This window comes from Chromohalobacter sp. 48-RD10 (assembly GCF_029889785.1).
Lineage (GTDB): Bacteria > Pseudomonadota > Gammaproteobacteria > Pseudomonadales > Halomonadaceae > Chromohalobacter.
In genome coordinates, this window is the sequence record NZ_JARANX010000001.1 from 555,826 (window position 1) to 574,682 (window position 18,857).

Here is an 18,857-nt window from a genome sequence, read left to right on the forward strand (position 1 = left end):
CGCGTCACATCCGACCCAAGACGACACCTGACTCTTCGTGATCGCCATAATGCATGGCGGTCGCGAACGGGACGTGACGTCTTTGCCCCCGATCCGTGAGTGACCGACATGACCTACCGACTCGACAAACTCTATCGCCTCGGCGCCTGGGGCGCCGCGGCCTGCATGCTGGCAATCTGTGCCATCGTCACCGTTCAAGTGCTACTGCGCTGCCTGGATGCGCTGCTGGTCTTGGTGGGCAACGCGCGCCTGGGGCTCGAAATTCCCGGCGTCTCGGAAATGGCCGCTTATCTGCTGGTGGGCGCCACTTTTCTAAGCATGGCCTATACCTTTACGCACCACGCGCATATCCGAGTGACGTTGGTCATTTCACGCCTGCCGCCGCGTGCTCGCGTATGGGTCGAGACGCTCTGTCTGCTGGTGGCACTAGCGCTTAGTGTACTGCTCACCTGGGAACTGGTGGGCTTGGTGCGTGAAAGCCTCGAATACAACGATGTCTCCTCGGGATTGCTCGCCATTCCACTATGGATACCGCAAAGCGTGCTCGTCGTCGGCATCGCATTGATGTGCGTGGCGCTCCTCGAAACCTTGTTGGGTACCCTGCGCACGGCTTTAACAGCCCCTGCTGCCTATGTGGCACCCGAGCCACAGGACGGTGAATCATGATCCACCATACGCGAGAGGATGCCTCGTCATGCTGACCCTCAGTCTCGTCACGATCCTCGCCCTGGCGCTGCTGCTCGGCGGCGGCGTATGGATCGCCTTTGCCCTGCTGGGAACTGGCTGGATCGCCCTGACGTTCTTCGGCAGTTTCGAGCCCGGCCCCATTCTGGCGTCCGACTTCTGGGGCGCCAGCTACGGCTGGGACTTGACCGCTCTGCCAATGTTCGTATGGATGGGCGAGATCCTGTTTCGCTCGGGCCTTGCGGACAACATGTTTCGTGCCCTGGCGCCCTGGCTCAACCGCCTGCCGGGACGCTTGCTGCATTCCAATATCATTGGTAGCGGCCTGTTCGCTGCCGTATGCGGCTCCTCGGCCGCAACCTGCGCCACGGTCGGCAAGATGACGTTGCCCGAGCTGGAACGCCGCGGCTACGACGGCAACCTTGCCGTCGGCACGCTGGCCAGCGCCTCGACGCTGGGCCTGCTAATTCCACCCTCGATCATGATGATCGTCTACGGCGTGGTGACCGAGCAATCCATCTCGCGGCTGTTCATCGCCGGCATTCTGCCAGGCTTGCTGCTGCTGGGGCTGTTCATGGCCTACCTTATCGGCTGGTCGTTGCTGGTCGGCAACCGCCAAGGGCGTGCCGGCAAAGGTGCGACTCACATGCCGCTCGGAGAAAAGATTCGCAATAGCGCCCAGTTGATCCCACTGCTGGCGCTCATTGGAGGTATCCTGGGCAGTATCTACGGCGGGCTCGCCTCACCGACCGAAGCCGCCGCCGTGGGCGTGGTGCTGTCGATGCTGATCGCACGAGGCAACGGTCATTTCAACAAGACCATCTTCCTCGACTCGCTCTTCGCGGCACTGCGCACGGCGTGCATGATCGCCTTGATCATCGCCGGCGCCTCGTTTCTTTCGTCGGCGCTGAGTTTCACGCAACTGCCGATGGAACTGGCCAACCACATCGCCGATATGGGCCTCTCTCCCACCATGCTGCTGGCGGTGCTAACGCTCTTCTTACTCGTGCTGGGCTGCTTTCTCGATGGTATTTCGCTGATCCTGCTGGTCACGTCGATCATCATGCCGTTGATCGAAAGCGCGGGGATCGACCTGATCTGGTTCGGTATCTATCTGGTCATCGTGGTGGAAATGTCGCAGATCACGCCGCCGGTCGGCTTCAACCTGTTCGTGATTCAGGGCCTCACCGGCAAGGACATCATCACCATTACCCGCGCGACCCTGCCGTTCTTCCTGCTGATGATCCTCGCCGTGGTGCTGTTGAATCTGTTCCCCGAGATCGTGTTGTATCTACCGCAGGCGATGAACTGACCAACACTCTCTTCGGCTACCACGCCAACGACCGCTGGAATGCTCCAGCGGCCGTTTGCGTTCGGGTCAAAATAGCCCGAAGGACTTACAACGGTTTAACGCTCGGCACCGACGCGGCGGCGTCCTTGGCCAGCGGGTTGCGCAGCGGCAAGGCGAACGGCTTGGCGTCGATCTCGAAGACATCCCCCGGCTGGGCGCTGATGCCGTCGCTGAAGCTCAGCGTCGCAGTGCCGAAAAAGTGCACATGGACATCACCCGGCCGACAGAACTGCGCGTACTTGAAATGATGTGCCTCGAGATTGGCGAGGCTGTGGCACATGTTGTCCTCGCCGGAGATGAACGGCTTTTCCCATAGCACGCCACCGTCGCGCCGGATGCGCGAGGTGCCCTGTACGTCGCTGGGCAATTCGTCGACGAGGAGCGTCGGCCCGAAGGAACAGGCACGCAGTTTGGAATGCGCCAGATACAGGTAGTTCTCACGCTCGGTGACGTGATCCGAGAACTCGTTGCCCAGCGCATAGCCGATGCGACGCGGCGCACCGTGGTTGTCGATCAGATACAATCCGGCGACTTCCGGCTCCTCGCCGCCATCCAGCGCGAAATGCGGCATGTTCAGCGCCTCGCCCGGGGCCATGACGATGCCGCCATCGCCCTTGTAGAACCACTCCGGCTGCACGCCGAAATCGCCCGCCGCGGGTTTGCCACCTTCCACCCCTTTGCGGAACATCTTCATCGAGTCGGTAAGCGGCTGCTCGCTCTTGTCCGCCTCGTTCATCTGGCGGTGCATCTTGTCGCGCCCCTCGGCACTGCCGAGATGCGTCAGGCCGGTACCGGTCACCAACAAGTGCGCCGGATCGGGATGGTCGAGCGGCGCCAGCAGTTGCCCTTTATCGGACAGCGCCACAGCGTCAACGCGTGCGTCTCCCGGCCACTCATCGATCAGCGCGGCCAACCCAACGCCACGCTCGAGTGCGATATGCGCCAGGGTCAGCACGCTTTCCGCGCCTTCCAGACGGCGAGCCTGCGTAGGGTCCTCGTCGATCGCCAGGACCATGCGATCTCCACTGTCGAGTCTGGCTTGTGCGAGTTGCATGTATTGGGCTCTCCTGAAGGCCGAGTCAATGGCATGGCGAGCGCAGTCATGATCGCCACGTTGCGCCCGCCATCGATAGTAATACAGTTTGCGTTGAAAAAAGAATCATCCCTTGGCGCGCCGGGTCTGCTTCCAGCGGTCAAACATCACCGCCAGCAGCAGGATCGCCCCACGCACGAGATATTGATAGAAGGTGGGCACGTTGAGGAGCCCCATGGCGTTCTGCACGCAGCCCATGATCAAAACGCCGACCAGCACGCCGGTGATCGAGGCGACGCCACCGGACAACGAGACGCCACCCAGCACACAGGCGGAAATGACCGCCAATTCGAGCCCCATCGAGGTGTTGGGGTCACCAAGTCCCATGCGTGAGGCCAGCAGTACCCCGGCGATACCCGCGACGACGCCCTGCAGGGCGAATACGGTAATCTTCAGACGCCGGACATTGACCCCAGCCAAGCTCGCCGCCTCGGCATTACCACCGGTCGCCAGGGTGTTGCGCCCGAACGCCGTCATGTTGAGCACGATACCAAAGACTACGAAACACGCGATCATGGTCCACACCGGCAGCGTCAGCCCTAGAAACGAGGCACTGCCCAGATCGAAGAAGCTCGGCACCGTGACCATGACCGCATCACCGCCGGAAGTGATATAGGCCAAACCGCGCACGAACTCCATCGCGGCCAAAGTGGCAATCAATGAATTGATGCCAAACTTGGATACCACGAAACCATTGAAAGCGCCCACCGCGCCGCCGGCGCCCACCCCGACGAGCACGCCGATGAAGACGCTGCCCGAAGTCGAGGTCACCACGGCAGCCACCACACCGGAGAAAGCGACGGTCGAGGCTACCGACAGATCCACCTCGCCGAGTGCTAGCACCATCATCATGGTGGTCGCGATGGTCCCGATCAGGGTGACCGAGAGCAGCAAGCCGACGATATTGCGACCGGTCAAAAAGTCCGGCACGAAAATCGCCAAGGCGATAAAGAGGACGAAAAAGATCGCAATCAATCCGGAGGTATCAAGCAGCGTGCGCAATGCCTTGGGCCGCGGTTTTGGCGCCGTCGACGAAGTATCGGACGCGGCCAGTTTGTCTGTGCTCATGTGGTCAATCTCTTCATGTTGTTAGCGGGTGAGCAACGCGGTTGGGCAGCAACTCAAGCGGGAAGCGCCAGTCCCAGGAGACGCTCTTGAGTCGCCTGCTCGCGGGGTACAATATCGACCAGGGCTCCATCGCGCATGACGCCGATGCGATCACAGATCGAGCTGACCTCGGCGAGGTCGCTGGAAATCACGATCACGCCCTTGCCCTGTTCCGCCAAGTTATACAATAGGGTGTAGATATCACGTCGCGCCCCCACATCAATGCCCCGCGTAGGCTCGTCCATCACGAACAAGTCGATCTCCTCCGCCAGCCAGCGCCCGACAATCACCTTCTGCTGATTCCCTCCCGAGAGGGTGTTGATCGGTGTGCGATGGTTCGGCGTCTTGATACTCAAACGCTGGATATAAGTCTTGGCGTTATCGGCTTCGCGCCCAGCATGACGAAACACGCCCCAGCGCTTGAAGAAACGCCGACAGCTGATATTGAGATTGTCGGCGACACTCGCCACGGGAAATATTCCCTGGGATTTGCGGTCCTCGGGGCACATGGCAATGCCCGCACGAATCGCCTCGCCCGGCGAGGTAAAGACGCCGGTCTTGCCGCGAAACGTCACTTCTCCCTGGGTGGCTGTTTCCACGCCGCATACCAGGCGCATCAACTCGCTGCGTCCGGCGCCGACGAGTCCAAAGAGACCGAACACTTCGCCGCGTTTCACTTCCAGGCTGACCGGCTCGTTCACACCGCGCCCCTGGAAGTCATCGATACGCATCAACACATCGCCCATGGCGCGCTCTCTAAAGCCATATACGTCTTCGATCTGACGCCCCACCATCTCCCCGACCAAGGTGTCCTGATCGACGCCTTCCAGCGTCTCGTGCGTGCGAATATGGCGACCATCGCGAAACACCGTCAGCGCATCGCACATCTCGAAGACCTCTTCCATGCGGTGCGTGACGTACAGCACCACGCGCCCTTCCTCGCGCAAACGCGCGACGATGCGCTTGAGTTGCCGCGTCTCCTGCACGGAAAGGCTGCTGGTGGGCTCGTCGAAGGCAATGATCTTGGCGTTGCGCAAGAGCGCGCGGCCGATCTCGATCATTTGCTGCTGGCCAATCGAAAGCTCCCGCACCTTGGTGGCCGGGTCGATTTCTCCCTCGCCGAGATCTTCGAGAATCTCCCGAGCACGCGCCTTCATGGTGCGGCGGTCGATGAAGCCGCGACGCTCCGGCAACTGTCCCAGCAACAGGTTCTCGGCCACCGACAAGTTGGGTGACAGAGTGAGTTCTTGATAAATGATCGCGATACCCTGAGCCAGCGCCTCCCGAGCGTTGGCAAAGACATACGATTGACCGTCGATCCATAGCTGACCCGAGGAGGGACGATTGACGCCGCTGAGCACCTTGAGCAAGGTCGACTTCCCGGCCCCGTTCTCGCCCATCAAGGCATGCACCTCGCCGGCTTTTGCAGCAAAACTCACACCATCGAGTGCCCTCACACCGGGAAACTCGACGGTAATATCGTCGAAACGAAGAAAAGCCTCGGACATACGGCACTCCTGAAGGAAAAAAGCATGCCCGCGCGCCGGGGCGCGGGCATCGGTCTTACAAGCCCAGCTCTTCCCGTACGTCTTGCCAGTTGTCCCGCGTCATCAGCTTACCGGTAGTTTCGGTATTGGCCGGCGGCTTCTCGCCCTCGGTAATCCACTGGTAGAGGTTGTCCGCCGACTGGCGCCCATGCATGGTCGAGCTCACGGCGACAGTACCGTGGAAGCCAGTAGGCGTCTCACGCGAGAATTCGGCGAACGCCGCGCCGGAGCCGTTGATGCCCACGCCAATGACCTGTTCCGGATCGAGTCCGTACTGTTCGCTCGCGCGCACGCCGCCCAGCACGCTCTCTTCGTTAAGCGCGTAGATCACCCAGTGCTCGAAATCACCACGCTTGGAGAACACCGGCGATGCTGCCGAAAAGGCGCTGCTGGTATCGGTATTCTGCTGCGGCGCATCGAAGATGTTGTCTTTCTTGAACCCGGACTCGAGCAGCGCGGCCGTGGCACCATCGGTGCGTTCTTTCGCGGTGGGCAATTCATAGTTGGTGATACGCAGCGCCGCGACCTCGTCCGGATCCCAGCCGCGGTTGTCCATCTCCTCGGCGATGGCGTTACCGACTTGTTCACCGATCTTGTAGCCGGACATCCCCAAGTGCGGCACGTTCTCCATCGGCTCGCCATCGCCGCCGATAAAGCGGTCGTCAACGGTCACCACTTTCATGCCATATTGCTTGGCACGGTTCATGATCGCTGGTCCCAGCCGCACATCCGGTGGACAGATCACGAAGCCCTGGGCACCTTGCGAATTAAGATTGTCGATAGCGCTGAGCACTTCCTGGCCGTCCTCGCCCGACAAGCGCACCACTTCGAAGCCTTTTTTCTCGCCGAGCTTGGTCGCGGCCTCTTGCTCATTGATGAACCACGCCTGCTCGGGCTTCTTGACGATAAAGCCCATCTTGACGTCCTCATTACTCTGGGCTTGTACCGTCAACGGTCCGGCGCTCAGCGCCAGGCCCACAGCCATTCCCAGTAGCGTACGTGTCATGGGGCGTAGCGTACGCGTCATCGGTGTTGTTAATGACATCCGGCGTCCTCCTGGATCCCTCAAAGGGGATTGTTGTTGTGTTGCTAAGAAGGTTACTTAACAGTCTGAACAATAGGCATCAGTGAAATAACCGGCTAATGCCACTTGACAGGAAGATCGATATCTATTTTGTTATTATTTTCTCCTGAGGCCAGACACCATGAGCTCCTTGCCCACTGACTGGTTCATGAAGGTGCGACTAAAGTTGCGCCATTTGCAGTTGTTCATCGCACTGGACGAGCTACGTAACCTGCACCGCGCCGCCGAGCGCCTGGGAATGAGTCAGCCGGCGGCGTCCAAGCTGCTGGGAGAGCTAGAGAGTCAGCTCGGCCTCGTGCTGTTCGACCGCCACCCGCGCGGCATCGCCCCCAACTGGTACGGCGAGACGGTGATTCGACACGCGCGCGGCATCCTGTCGTCGCTCCACCAGGCGGGCGACGAGTTGAACGCATTGCAGGCGGGCAGCGCGGGGAGTGTCTCGGTGGGCACGGTAATGGCACCCGCCGTCACGCTGCTGACCAGCGCGGTGGAGCGCGTGCATCGCGACCGCCCCAACCTCAAGGTCAGCATCGACGTGGATGTCAGTCACGAGCTGGTTCCGCGCCTCATGGAGGGCGAGTTCGATTTCGCCATCGCGCGAATTCCCTCGACGCTTCCGGCGGGCGATTTCGTCTTTGAGGAGATCGGCGAGGAGGCACTGTGCTTCGTATGTCGCGCCGACCATCCACTGGCCCAGCGCGAGTCGCTGAACTTGGCGGCGATGGTCGACTATCCCTGGGTGTTACAGCCACCGGGTGCCTTGATGCGCCAGCGGGTCGATCATCTGTTCCTGCATCACGGCGTGGCGTTGCCGCGCCAGATCGTCGACACGCCGGACATCCTGGTGGCTCTGGCAATGGTCGATAAATCGGATACCGTGACGGTCACCACACGACAAGTCGCGGAGCTACTCTGCAATCAACCGCGCTTTCGCATCCTCCCGTTCCCGGAAGCCCTGAGCGTGCAGCCCTACGGCCTGGTCAGCCTGCGCGAACAACGCCTCTCACCCGGCGCGGCGGCGTTGATGTCGACCCTGCGCGAGATCATCCGGGGGGAATGAATCATGCCCTCAGCAACGCAAGATTACTCATGGAAGGCGTCGACGCTAACGCGCTGGCCGAGCAGGAAGGCATCAGCGACATGCCGTAGCGGCGCGACATCGACATCGCTCTCGCCATTGGCGATAAGCTCGGCAAAGCGTGCGTAGAGTCCGGGATACTCGGCATCGCCGCCTTCCATTACCACCTCATCACCGATGGCCAAACGACTGCCGCCCTGGGTCAGCGATAGCGGTCCGGCATCGGTCTCGATGTGAATGTCCCAGGTCTGCGGCCCCGTCTGGCGCCAATCGAACTCTGCCCGAATGTCGGCATCATGTACATCGCGGAATGCCAGCGTCGCCGCGATCGGTCCCTGCCGATTAGCCGGCACTTCCAGCTCGCCCCGGGTGAGAAAGAACGGTTCAGGCAGAACGGCGGTGATGATCGACAGTGCGTTGATGCCGGGATCGAACACGCCCAGGCCGCCGGCCTCCCAGATCCATTCCTGGCCGGGATGCCAGCGGCGTACATCTTCCTTCCACTGCACATTGACCGAACTCACGCGACGCTCACTCAGCCACTCACAAGCCTGGGCGATCCCCGCCGCGTAACGCGAATGCCAGGTCGCGAACAGCGTCACGCCAGCGCGCTCGGCCTGGGCACGCAAGTCTTCCACCTCGCTGAGCGTCGCGCCGGGTGGTTTTTCCAGCATCACATGCTTGCCCGCGGTGATGGCGGCGCGCGCCTGGCGATAACGCACTTGCGGCGGTGCGCACAGCGAGATCGCCTGGATATCCGGGCGCTCATCGAGCAGGGTCTGGATATCACGAAAATGCGCGACATCCTCCAGCGACGCATTACGGCTAGCCACGGCATCGAGCGTGAACGCCTCATTGTCATGCAGGGCGGGCACATGCTGGTCGCGTGCGATCTTGCCGAATCCGACGATGGCCACGGAAGTGGAAATCATGAAAGCTCCTTATCTGATAAAGGCGACTGCAATGACAGCGGCCAGCACGATGCCAACGCTCACAAGCGTTCAAGGTAGGCGCTACCGCCCAGTTGACGCATTTGCTGCCGAATCCACTGGCTGCGTTGCTGAATGTACGTCGACGGCCGCGACGCACTCCACTCGCGCGGATTGGGCAGAATTGCCGCTAGACGACTGGCCTGCGCGGCACTGAGCTGATCGGCACTCACACCGAAGTAATGCTGCGCGGCAGCTTCCAGGCCGAACACGCCTCGGTCCCACTCAACGATATTGAGATACACCTCGAGGATCCGCTCCTTGGGCCACAGCAGCTCAATCAACACCGTGAACCAGGCTTCGAACCCCTTGCGAATCCAATTGCGGTCGGTCCACAGGAACAGGTTCTTGGCGGTCTGCTGACTGATAGTGCTGGCGCCGCGCAAGCTATCACCGCTGAACCAGGCGTCGAGCGCCTTTTGCATCTGGTCGAAATCGAATCCGTGATGCATGGGAAAGCGCTGGTCTTCGGAGGCGATCACCGCCAGCTTGGCATCGTCGGAAAGCCCCGCCCACGGTCGCCACTGCTGGTGGATCGCGATCGGTTCGCCACTCACCCACGACTCGATCTTGCGCTCCAGCATCACCGTTGAACCGAATACCGGCACCACGCGAAACACCAGCACCAGGAGCACCGATAGCCCCACGAAGCCGAATATCACGAACAGCAAAAAGCGCAGTCCCCTGCGCAACCAATCCCGCGTCATGCGTTAGCCTTATTTGATCGCATCATGACGCAGGAGTATATCAGGCCTTTTCGCTGGCATGCCGCCGCCGCATGTGCGGTGGCGGCATCGAACGTGCTCACGTCAGCACGGTAAACAGTACCCAGGCGAGGCCGAAGGCCATCAGCGAAATCGCAGTGGAGACCACGCTCCAGGTCTTGAGCATGGTTTTGGTTTCCATGCCCAGGAAGCGCCCAACCAACCAGAAGCCAGAGTCGTTGACGTGCGAATAGCCGATGGCGCCTGCCACCGTGGCTACTACCACACATGCCAGCGGCATACCGCTCAGCGAGGAATCGATCACCGCCGGTGCGATAATGCTCGCCGCCGTGGTCCCGGCAACCGTCGCCGACCCCTGCGCGATACGAATCACCGCCGCGATCACATACCCGGCCACGAGAATGGGCAGCCCCAGTGTCTGCAGACTATCGGCCAGCGCCTCGCCGATACCACTGGCCGTCAGCACACCACCGAACATGCCGCCCGCGCCGGTGATCAGGATGATGCTGCACACCGGAGCCAGCGCTTTCTCGATGGTCTCGTTGACGGCGCCCATGGCGCCCTTTTCATGGCCGCGCAGCAGCAACAGCCACATCGCCAGGCACAAGCTGATCAGCAACGCCACCGGCGTCTCGCCAATCAGCGTCAGCGCGCCAAGCACGGGATTGCCTTCCGGCAAGGTGCCCGCGCTGATCAACGTGGTGATGCCGGTATTCATGAAGATCAGCACCAGCGGCAACAACAACACCAGCAGAATCGTCGAGAACCGTGGTAGCGAGGTGCGATCGACTTCGTCGCTCTCGGCGCCGCCCATTAGATCCGGCACCGGGTGAAACGGCGTGCGCTTGGCCAGCCACAGCGATAGCTGATAACCCGCCAGATACCAGGTCGGCAGTCCCACGATCAACGCCACCAGCAACACCTTGCCGATATCGCCCTCGAGGAAAACCGCTGCCGCCACCGGGCCGGGATGCGGTGGCACCAACGCGTGCATCACCAGAAACGCCCCCGTCGCGGGCAGCGCATAGATCAGCAGCGACCCACGCAACTCGCGCGCGATGGTATAAATGATCGGCAGCATCACCACGAAGGCGGCGTCCAAAAAGATCGGGAAGCCGAACAATAAACTGGCGATGGACAGCCCTAGTGGCGCCTTATTCTTACCGCAGATGCGAATCAGCGTATCGGCCAATACCTTGGCGCCCCCCGAGATCGCCACGATGCGCCCAAGAATCGCACCGAAGCCGATCAACAACGCTACATTGCCCAAGGTCTTGCCGAAGCCGGAAAGCAGCGTCGGGAGAAGGTCGTCCAAGGTCACGCCGGTCGCCAGCGCCGTGGCGATACTCACGATCACCAGGGCAAGGAAAGGGTGCAGCTTTACCTTGATGATCAGAAATAACAGGACGGCGATCGCCCCCGCAGCCACGGCAAGCAGACCCGGCGTCGACAAAGAGAAAGCGAATGCGGTGTCCATACGGTCCTCGCATTGGTGGCTGAACGCCGCTCAGCGACGACGAGGCGCCAACCTAATGCGTAAACCGATAGCCATCTAATGCGTTTTGTGACTTAAAACGATAACTATTCGATTATCAGAATCGTATGCCTCCTAAAGACCGGGCATTGCACTTCCAGACCGCGACCAAAGGCGTAAGACCAAAGTCTTTATTTCGGTGTGAACTCACCTCAGCGCAGCCGATGGCCGCCGCGAGACGTGTCTTGGTCGCGCCCCGACCCGTTGAAAGACGACCTGACAAGCCGTCATAATCACTTAGCTGACAAAATATCGTCACGTTATCGGTTTGCCTGCTTGCGGTTTTCATGACAGCACGCCTGGCATGCGTAACGTTCACGACTCACAAGGACAAGGCTTTGCATTCTCTCTCGTTGGCACCCTCGTCACGGTGTCGCCGTTCCCGCTGTGTCGGCGGTCGTGCATGACGCAGGTCGATCAACTTTTCGAACGTTATGGTCCCCGCTACCGCCTCTGGGTCACCCTGACCGTGATGCTGGGGCTCGTGGCATTAGGCATGTCGATCACCATCGTCAATGTAGCGGTGCCTTACATAAAAGGCGCGTTCGGCATGAGCGACTCCCAGGTACAGTGGCTGTCCACCGGCTTTCTGGCCTCGACGACCGTCTCCCTGCTCGTCGCACCGTGGCTGGTCTCTGCCGTCGGCCAGCGCGCCACCTTCATCGGCTTGCTGATCGTGTTCATCGCCGCCTCGATTCTCGGTGGCCTTGGGCAAGGCATGGGCATGCTCATCGCTGCGCGCGTCATTCAGGGTGGAATGACGGGGCTGATCCGCCCGGTGGCCATGCAGGCGCTGTTCGCGGCTTACCCACCCGAGGGGCGCGGCATGGCGACCGCCATGTACGGCATGTGCCTGGGCCTGCCGCTGACGCTGGCCACCGTAATAGGCGGCTGGCTGGTCGAGCATTTCACCTGGCGCTATGTGTTCTTCATCACCCTGCCGATCTGCGTGGCGGCAGCCATCATGGGCTATTTCTTCCTGCCTTCGCGGGAGCAGAAAGGGCCGCGCCCGCCCTTCGACTGGGCCGGCGTCGTGCTGCTATTCGTTGCGGTGTTCTCGCTACTCGCTGCACTTTCCAACGGACAGCGCTGGGGCTGGTACGACCCACGCGTACCGACGCTGATCCTCACCGCTCTCGTCTGTGGCACCGCCTTCGTGATCTGGCAGAATCGCTCCCGGCATCCGTTGATGGATCTGGCGATCTTCCGCAACCGCGTCTTCGTGGTCGGTACTCTGGCGATGTTCCTTTTCGGCGGTACCTTCTACGGCATCATGTACTTGCTGCCGCAATTCGTGCAGTCGGTGCTGCATTACAGCCCGATCACCGCCGGACAGATCTTTCTTCCTTCCACTGCCGTATTGGGCGTACTGGTGCCACTGGTGGGCTGGTTGAGCGACCGTCATCCGCCGCATCGCCTGACGATACCGGGGCTTGCCTGCACCATGTATGCGGTGTGGCTGATGGCGCAGATGGACTGGAACACCTCGTTCGCGTACCTGGCGACGTCGATGGGCATTCTTTCCATCGGCATGGCCTCGTTTCCCCCGCCGACGCTTTCCAACGCCATCGCCGGTCTGCCCCGGCATTTGACCGGCCACGGCTCCGGGGCGATCAACTTCGCGTTGCAACTCGGCGGCGCACTGGGCACAGCAGCGTTGGTCATCCTGCTCGACCGACAGACGGCCCAGCACGGACAGTCCCTCAATGCCGGCGTCAACGCCGACAATGCGCTCGCCAACCTACAGCTCGACAAGCTCGCCGAGCTGGCTGGCCATTTCGGCACCTCAGCCACTCAGCAAAGCGCCATGGCCGGGTATCTGATGGAGCGCACCGAGACTATCTGGGCCTCGATCCTCGCCTACCAGGACGGCTTCTGGGTACTGACGGGAAGTCTGTTCATCGTCGCGATCCCCTCGCTTCTGCTCAGCCGTTGGCGCGCCACGACACCTAAGTGACCACGACACCTAAGTGACCACAACGTCCAAGCGACGCATGTTTCGACCAAGGACACTGTCTCATGACCGACGACACAACACCTCAGGAAACCCACAAACGCCGCCTACTGCCGCGCGGAAAATGGCTGATTCTGGCAATTCTCGTCGTGCTCTGCCTGATCTGGATCGGCTTCGCTATCGCCCACCGCCTGTCACATGTCAGTGCCCAGGACGCCCGCGTGATGGCCGACCAGATCACCGTCAGTAGCCGCTTGGACGGTCGCATCACCGACTTCACGCTCACTGAGGGCGATACGCTCAAGCAAGGCGACGCCGTCGCCTCGCTCTACAGCAAACCCGACAAGCGCAAACTGGCATCGCTTGAAGCCAACGTCGCCGCCCAGCGCGCGCAACTCGCCTACGAGAAGGCACGCTTAGCGACGGCCAAGAAGCAGCTTGAAGGCGGCATGGAGCTAACCCATCAAGATCTCGAGGCCAGCCAAGCCGCCGAGAAAGCCGCCCAGGCACGGCTCACCGAGGCCCAGCGCGAGTTCAAGCGCTCCGATGCCCTGTACAAGAAGAAGTCGGTCTCCGAGCAACGCCGCGATCAGGATTACTACGCCTACCAGGCCGCCAAGGCCGAGCACGCTCAAGCGCAGCAAGAAGTGGAAGTCAGCCAGGCACTGGCCGATAACGCCCAGGTAGGCTTCATCAATGGCTCGCAGATGCCGCTTCCCAACCCCGAGGTGCTCCGCCAGCAAGTGAAGATCGCCGAGCGCGATCTCGATTCGGCCGAGGCCAAGCGCGACCAGGAAGAGCTGCGCCTCGACGACCTACACGTCACCAGCCCGGTCGACGGCGTAGTCAACAAGACACTGGCCGATCAGGGCGAGTACGTCAGCGCCGGACAGCCGATCCTGATGATGCACGATCCCGACAAGCTGTGGGTCAAAGCCAACGTCAAGGAAACCGATATCGGCGAACTGCGCAAGGGCCAATCGGTCGCGATCACCGTCGACGCTTACCCGGACGCCACCTTCAAAGGCCACGTCAGCGTCATCGGCCGTGCCGCCACCAGCCAGTTCGCGCTACTGCCGGACCCCAATCCCTCCGGCAACTTCACCAAGATCACCCAACGCCTGCCGGTGCGCATTCAATTCGACGATGGGCCGACCGAGCTGATCGGCCCCGGGATGATGGTCGAGGTGGATATCGACGTCAGCGACGCCGAACCGCGCGATCACGGCTGATCGCAACGGGTCGAGAGCAAGCGATTGCTCACTTCAAGCCTTCGGCCTGCATGGCGCGCTGAACCGAGTCCCGCTCGGCGATGCGCGCCACATAACGCTGTAGATGGGGCCACGCGTCCAGCGAGATATCCACCACCTGCGTCCAACTGAGCACCGTGAACAGGTAGGCATCCGCCACGCTGAAGCGCTCGCCCATCACGTAGTCAGACGACGCCAGACGCTCGTTCATCAGCGATAGCCGCGTCTCGAGATTTTTTTGCGCGATGCTGCGCCAGGTGTCGCCGCTGTTGGGCTTGAAGAAAGGACTGAAGTTCTTGTGCAACTCGGTGGAGATGAATACCAGTTGGCCCAATAGCTCGAAATACGCCTTGCTACCCGGGGAAGGCGCCATCTCGGCCTCCGGTGCGAGGTTAGCGACGTAGAGAAGAATCGCTGCCGCCTCGGTCATCACCTCGCCGTCGTCCAACACCAAAGCGGGCACATACCCATTGGGGCTGATCGCCAGATAATCCTCGCCGCTTTCCGTTTTCTTGGCGGCCAGATCCACTTTATCGATCTCGTAGGTCAGCTCCGCTTCTTCCAGCGCGATGTGCACGGCCATCGCACAGCTACCCGGCTTGAGATACAGCTTCATATCATGCGCTCCATGATCGTCATATGGTGTTACAAGAGTGTGCGTTCACTTCGCCCGAGGCGCATCAAGTGCCTGGCAATGACGCGCTACCGACAGCGCCACCACGGCGCTGGCATCGGCGGTGATCTCACTGCCCCAGAATGCCGCGTAGGCGGCCTCGAAGTCGAGACGCTGCAAGCGCGCGCCAATGCGTGCCACCTCGTCGACAGGCAACGGAATATGGTTAGGATACGACCACATGAAGGATGCCATGCGGTCCGGCGTGACCAGCAGCGTGTCTCCCGTCAACAATAGCCCACGAGCTTCCCAATGCAGCACGCTGGCGCCGGGGAAATGACCGCCCAGGCGGTGCGCCGTCACTCCGGGCAGTACCTCCAGCGTCTCACCCTGCCACGGGTGCAACGTCTCGTCCGAACACATGATCCATTCGCGATCCGCTGCGTGCACATATACCGGGCAATCGAACGCACGCCCCCAGCCCGCCATAGTGGCGTAATAATGCGGGTGCGAAATGACGATGGCGCGCAAGCCGCCCAGCGCCTCGATCAACGTGACCGTCGCCGCATCCAGCAGGCTAAGGCAATCCCACAGCACATTGCCGTGGGGCGTGCGCAGCAAGAACGCCCGCTGGCCGATGGCGAATTTCGGTACCGTGGCCAATGCCAACAGCCCCGGTGCCATCTCGCGAAAGGTATTGGTATGCCCCGCCGCCAGGGCCGTCGGCGTCGTCCACTGCTGGCCCGACGCCGGCACGTACTGGCGCTCGTCCTCACACACCGGACACCGCGCCGGCGGCGTTTCACTCGCGGGATACTGCACCCCGCATGTCGCGCATAGAAATCCCGATGACATCTCCACGCTCCTCCCTCACGTTAGCGATTGGTCACGTTCTCGCCGCTAGCAGCGCCTCCGCCATCTCCACGAAGCCATCGCCATGGCTGGCATTGCAAAGCCAGCGAGGAGGACGAGGCAATTGATCGAGGCGCGTGACTAAGTTGGCAACGCCCACGCTCAACGGGTGACGCTGGAAAAGAGACGCATCATTGGGCGCATCACCGATGAACAAAACGCGATCTCGGCGCTCTTCGGGGCGAAGACCAAGGTCATGCTCAAGCACCCAGTCCGCCATGGTGGCCTTGTCATGATCGCCGAACCAGGCATTGACGTGAATCGAACTGGCTCGGGCACTAGCGCCGGCGTCCTGAAAAGCCGCGATTAACCGCGCAATCGCGTCATCATCAAGGGGCGCTACATCTTGCCCATGGTCGACAGCAACATCGGCCAGGCGGTAACGCTGATCAGCGGCCAGGCGGGCTCCGGGTACGGCGCGCATCGCTTGCTCGGCAATCGCTAGAAGTTGGTGCTGCTCCTCATTCAGTGCTGCCAGCGATCGCACGCTGTGAATATCCAGTCCCCCCGCCTGCGTGCGCCGGAATCGGAAGGCACCGCTTTCGCCGATTACTGCCGCGACCGGCCAGGCGCGAACGAGATGATCGCACCAGCCAGCGCAACCGCCGGTGACCGGAATCACTGTAATGCCGGCAGCATCGAGTCGCTCCAATGCGGCCAGCGTCGTACTCGGCAAACGACCATGGCGAGTCAAGGTATCATCGACATCGGTCAGCACCACCGACACACCGGCCAATGCCTCACGTGGCGCACATTGCAACGGTTGGGGAGCGGTCATGCAGTATCCTCGCAGGCAGTATCCGGGGCACGCGCCGATAGCGCGTTGTCGATAACCTCGAGAGTGGCGATATGAACGGCCACACCGGCACGTTTCAGACGCTGCGCCATGGCATCGGATGGCGCTCGGTCGGTGACGATGCCATCGAGTACGCTCAGCGGTGCCACCCGCTCGAGTACGGTCTGGGCGAATTTGGTGTGGTCGACGAGTAGGTAGGTCCTTTCGCTGCGCTCAATCAGCGTGCGCTTGACCCAAGCAGCGTCACGGTTAACGTCGAGAATGCCTTCCTGCGTCAAACCGCTGGCGCCGATAAAGGCGATGTTGGCGTGAAAACGGGTCAGATAGTCGGTCGTGTCCTGCCCGAAAATACCGCCTTCACGGGCATTGAAGTCGCCGGGGCACAAGATCAGTCGAGACGCCGAGGACGCCATCGCACGTGCTACCGGGTAGCTGTTGGTGATGACGGTCAGCGTTTGTCCGTTAGCCGCCAGTTGCCAGGCAAGCTGAGTAGTCGTGGAGCCGGCGTCGATCATCACGACCTGACCGGGCTCCACCAGCCGGGCAGCGGCATGGGCAATAGCCCGACGCTCGTCGACAGTCGCCCGCTCGCGTTCATCAATGGGCGGCTGGATTCCCATCGGGCGCGCCACGGCTCCGCCATGGGCACGGTCGAGTAGCTCCTGGTCGCTGAGTGCGTCCAGATCGCGGCGTATCGTCTCGGTGGTCACCCCAAAGCGCGAGGCAAGCGTCGCAATGCGCACATGGGGCGTATAGCGCAGAACCTCGAGAATCTGAGCATGACGTTCGTCCTTGCGCGGCTTGCGGCTCATGACGCTAAGACTCCTTAACACATTTAGCAAGGCTACCTGGGTCGCTGTTTCCCACACTTTAATCTGTGTTTCGCCACATTGTATTGCGACTATAGGCGAACAATGCTGCATTTTTGTTGTAAATACCAATTTAGCTAGTCTAGCCTCCAGATAATCCCAAACGAACAATCACAGTCAGGGATACAAGGAGTCCACGCCATGACCCACGATGCTTTTCACGCGTTTGAACACGCGCCATCCATCACTTTCACCAATGCCCTTTCTGCCTTGTTCCGCGGCGTACTGCGCCCTCGCAATCTCTTGGCAACGGCACTGCTGGCGACCCTGCCACTCACGGCTCAAGCAGCGGAGGATTGCTCGCAGCGAGGTAAACTGGCCTCGATCTACTGCGATACCAACGGCGATCTGGTCGCCGATGCACCCAGCGACCCCAACCAATACATCGATCCCGAGACGCTGGTCTTCGCCTACACTCCGGTCGAGGATCCGGCCATCTATGCCGATATCTGGGACCCGTTCATCGAGCATCTCAGCGAGGTGACCGGCAAGGACGTGCGCTTCTATGCCGTGCAGTCCAATGCCGCCGAGATCGAAGCCATGCGCAGCGATCGCATTCATGTTGCAGGGTTCTCCACCGGCCCGACGCCCTTCGCGGTCAATCTCGCCGGCGCCGTGCCTTTCGCAATCATGGGCTCCGAGGATGGCGAATTCGGCTATACCTTGCAGCTATATACGCGCAAGGACAGCGGCATCGACACCATGGAAGACCTGGAAGGTAAGCGCATAGCCCATACCTCACCCACCTCCAACTCCGGCAACCTTGCCCCGCGCGCGCTATTCCCGAAAGAAGGCATCGTACCGGGCGAGGATTACGAGGTGGTTTACTCGGGCTCGCACGATCAATCAATGCTCGGCGTTGTCGCTGGTGACTACGATGCCGCGCCGGTGGCCTCCGAGGTCGTCGACCGCATGGCGGATCGCGATCTTTACGATCCAGAAAAGGTCAAGATCATCTACGAGTCCAAGCCATTCCCCACTACAGCCTACACATACGCCCACAACTTGAAGCCCGAGCTGATCGACAAGATCAAGGAAGCGTTCTTTACCTTCGACATGCGCGGTACCGAACTCGGCGAGGAATTCGAGGGTGTTACCAAGTTCGTTCCCGTGACTTACAAGAAGGATTGGGAAGTCATCCGTGACATTCAGGAAGCCAACGACGTGGAGTACACCCCCGACAACCTCGATGGTTGATCCGCGCGATACGTTCAGCAGGCTTTCGTGAATACCGTTCGGGTGCCGTCACAGGCATCCGAACGAGGAGGATA

General features: G+C 61.0%; 17 protein-coding genes. 6 read left to right on the forward strand and 11 right to left on the reverse strand.

What is annotated here, in order from left to right; all coding sequences use genetic code 11:
• Positions 1-108: 108 nt before the first annotated feature.
• Together OP496_RS02460 and OP496_RS02465 are read left to right on the forward strand one after the other, a co-directional pair.
• A complete protein-coding gene (locus OP496_RS02460; RefSeq protein ID WP_280561795.1) occupies positions 109-666 on the forward strand; it encodes a TRAP transporter small permease in 558 nt (185 codons plus the stop codon).
• Between the two features lie 28 nt (positions 667-694).
• The gene (locus OP496_RS02465) at positions 695-1,996 is read left to right on the forward strand and encodes a TRAP transporter large permease subunit (RefSeq protein WP_280561796.1); all 1,302 of its coding nucleotides are present in this window, start codon (positions 695-697) and stop codon (positions 1,994-1,996) included.
• 85 nt (positions 1,997-2,081) lie between these two features.
• Here OP496_RS02465 and araD1 read toward each other — a convergent pair whose 3' ends face one another.
• The 4 genes from araD1 to OP496_RS02485 all read right to left on the reverse strand — a co-directional run bounded on the left by araD1 (position 2,082) and on the right by OP496_RS02485 (position 6,827).
• Positions 2,082-3,089, reverse strand: a complete 1,008-nt coding sequence (gene araD1 / locus OP496_RS02470) for an AraD1 family protein (protein WP_280561797.1) — start codon at positions 3,087-3,089, stop codon at positions 2,082-2,084.
• A 105-nt stretch (positions 3,090-3,194) separates the two neighbouring features.
• Entirely contained in the window at positions 3,195-4,196 is a 1,002-nt protein-coding gene (gene araH / locus OP496_RS02475; RefSeq protein ID WP_280561798.1) for an L-arabinose ABC transporter permease AraH, read from the reverse strand.
• Between the two features lie 53 nt (positions 4,197-4,249).
• Entirely contained in the window at positions 4,250-5,743 is a 1,494-nt protein-coding gene (gene araG / locus OP496_RS02480) for an L-arabinose ABC transporter ATP-binding protein AraG (RefSeq protein ID WP_280561799.1), read from the reverse strand.
• Between the two features lie 55 nt (positions 5,744-5,798).
• Complete coding sequence (locus tag OP496_RS02485; protein ID WP_280561800.1) at positions 5,799-6,827, reverse strand: arabinose ABC transporter substrate-binding protein; 1,029 nt, start codon at positions 6,825-6,827, stop codon at positions 5,799-5,801.
• Positions 6,828-6,987: 160 nt separating this feature from the next.
• Here OP496_RS02485 and OP496_RS02490 point away from each other — a divergent pair, with 160 nt between their 5' ends.
• The gene (locus OP496_RS02490) at positions 6,988-7,926 is read left to right on the forward strand and encodes a LysR substrate-binding domain-containing protein (RefSeq protein WP_280561801.1); all 939 of its coding nucleotides are present in this window, start codon (positions 6,988-6,990) and stop codon (positions 7,924-7,926) included.
• 23 nt (positions 7,927-7,949) lie between these two features.
• Here OP496_RS02490 and OP496_RS02495 read toward each other — a convergent pair whose 3' ends face one another.
• The 3 genes from OP496_RS02495 to OP496_RS02505 all read right to left on the reverse strand — a co-directional run bounded on the left by OP496_RS02495 (position 7,950) and on the right by OP496_RS02505 (position 11,135).
• On the reverse strand, positions 7,950-8,876 hold the full coding sequence (locus OP496_RS02495) for a Gfo/Idh/MocA family oxidoreductase (RefSeq protein WP_280561802.1): 927 nt from the start codon (positions 8,874-8,876) through the stop codon (positions 7,950-7,952).
• A 59-nt stretch (positions 8,877-8,935) separates the two neighbouring features.
• Entirely contained in the window at positions 8,936-9,640 is a 705-nt protein-coding gene (gene mtgA / locus OP496_RS02500) for a monofunctional biosynthetic peptidoglycan transglycosylase (RefSeq protein WP_280561803.1), read from the reverse strand.
• 97 nt (positions 9,641-9,737) lie between these two features.
• On the reverse strand, positions 9,738-11,135 hold the full coding sequence (locus tag OP496_RS02505; protein WP_280561804.1) for a GntP family permease: 1,398 nt from the start codon (positions 11,133-11,135) through the stop codon (positions 9,738-9,740).
• A gap of 460 nt (positions 11,136-11,595) precedes the next feature.
• Between OP496_RS02505 and OP496_RS02510 the strand changes: the two genes are divergently transcribed.
• Both OP496_RS02510 and OP496_RS02515 read left to right on the forward strand, forming a co-directional pair.
• Complete coding sequence (locus OP496_RS02510) at positions 11,596-13,149, forward strand: DHA2 family efflux MFS transporter permease subunit (RefSeq protein ID WP_280561805.1); 1,554 nt, start codon at positions 11,596-11,598, stop codon at positions 13,147-13,149.
• A 62-nt stretch (positions 13,150-13,211) separates the two neighbouring features.
• A complete protein-coding gene (locus OP496_RS02515; protein WP_280561806.1) occupies positions 13,212-14,378 on the forward strand; it encodes an HlyD family secretion protein in 1,167 nt (388 codons plus the stop codon).
• 28 nt (positions 14,379-14,406) lie between these two features.
• Here the strand turns inward: OP496_RS02515 and gstA are convergent, their stop codons facing one another.
• From gstA to OP496_RS02535, 4 genes are read right to left on the reverse strand one after another with little or no spacing between them, the layout of a single operon-like run.
• Entirely contained in the window at positions 14,407-15,012 is a 606-nt protein-coding gene (gene gstA / locus OP496_RS02520; RefSeq protein WP_280561807.1) for a glutathione transferase GstA, read from the reverse strand.
• 45 nt (positions 15,013-15,057) lie between these two features.
• A complete protein-coding gene (locus tag OP496_RS02525; protein WP_280561809.1) occupies positions 15,058-15,864 on the reverse strand; it encodes an MBL fold metallo-hydrolase in 807 nt (268 codons plus the stop codon).
• A gap of 31 nt (positions 15,865-15,895) precedes the next feature.
• The gene (locus OP496_RS02530) at positions 15,896-16,699 is read right to left on the reverse strand and encodes an HAD-IIB family hydrolase (RefSeq protein ID WP_280561810.1); all 804 of its coding nucleotides are present in this window, start codon (positions 16,697-16,699) and stop codon (positions 15,896-15,898) included.
• Entirely contained in the window at positions 16,696-17,529 is an 834-nt protein-coding gene (locus tag OP496_RS02535) for a DeoR/GlpR family DNA-binding transcription regulator (RefSeq protein WP_280561811.1), read from the reverse strand. The genes OP496_RS02530 and OP496_RS02535 overlap by 4 nt, the downstream gene beginning before the upstream one ends.
• 198 nt (positions 17,530-17,727) lie before the next feature.
• Here OP496_RS02535 and phnD point away from each other — a divergent pair, with 198 nt between their 5' ends.
• A complete protein-coding gene (gene phnD, locus OP496_RS02540; RefSeq protein WP_280561813.1) occupies positions 17,728-18,783 on the forward strand; it encodes a phosphate/phosphite/phosphonate ABC transporter substrate-binding protein in 1,056 nt (351 codons plus the stop codon).
• Positions 18,784-18,857: the final 74 nt, after the last annotated feature.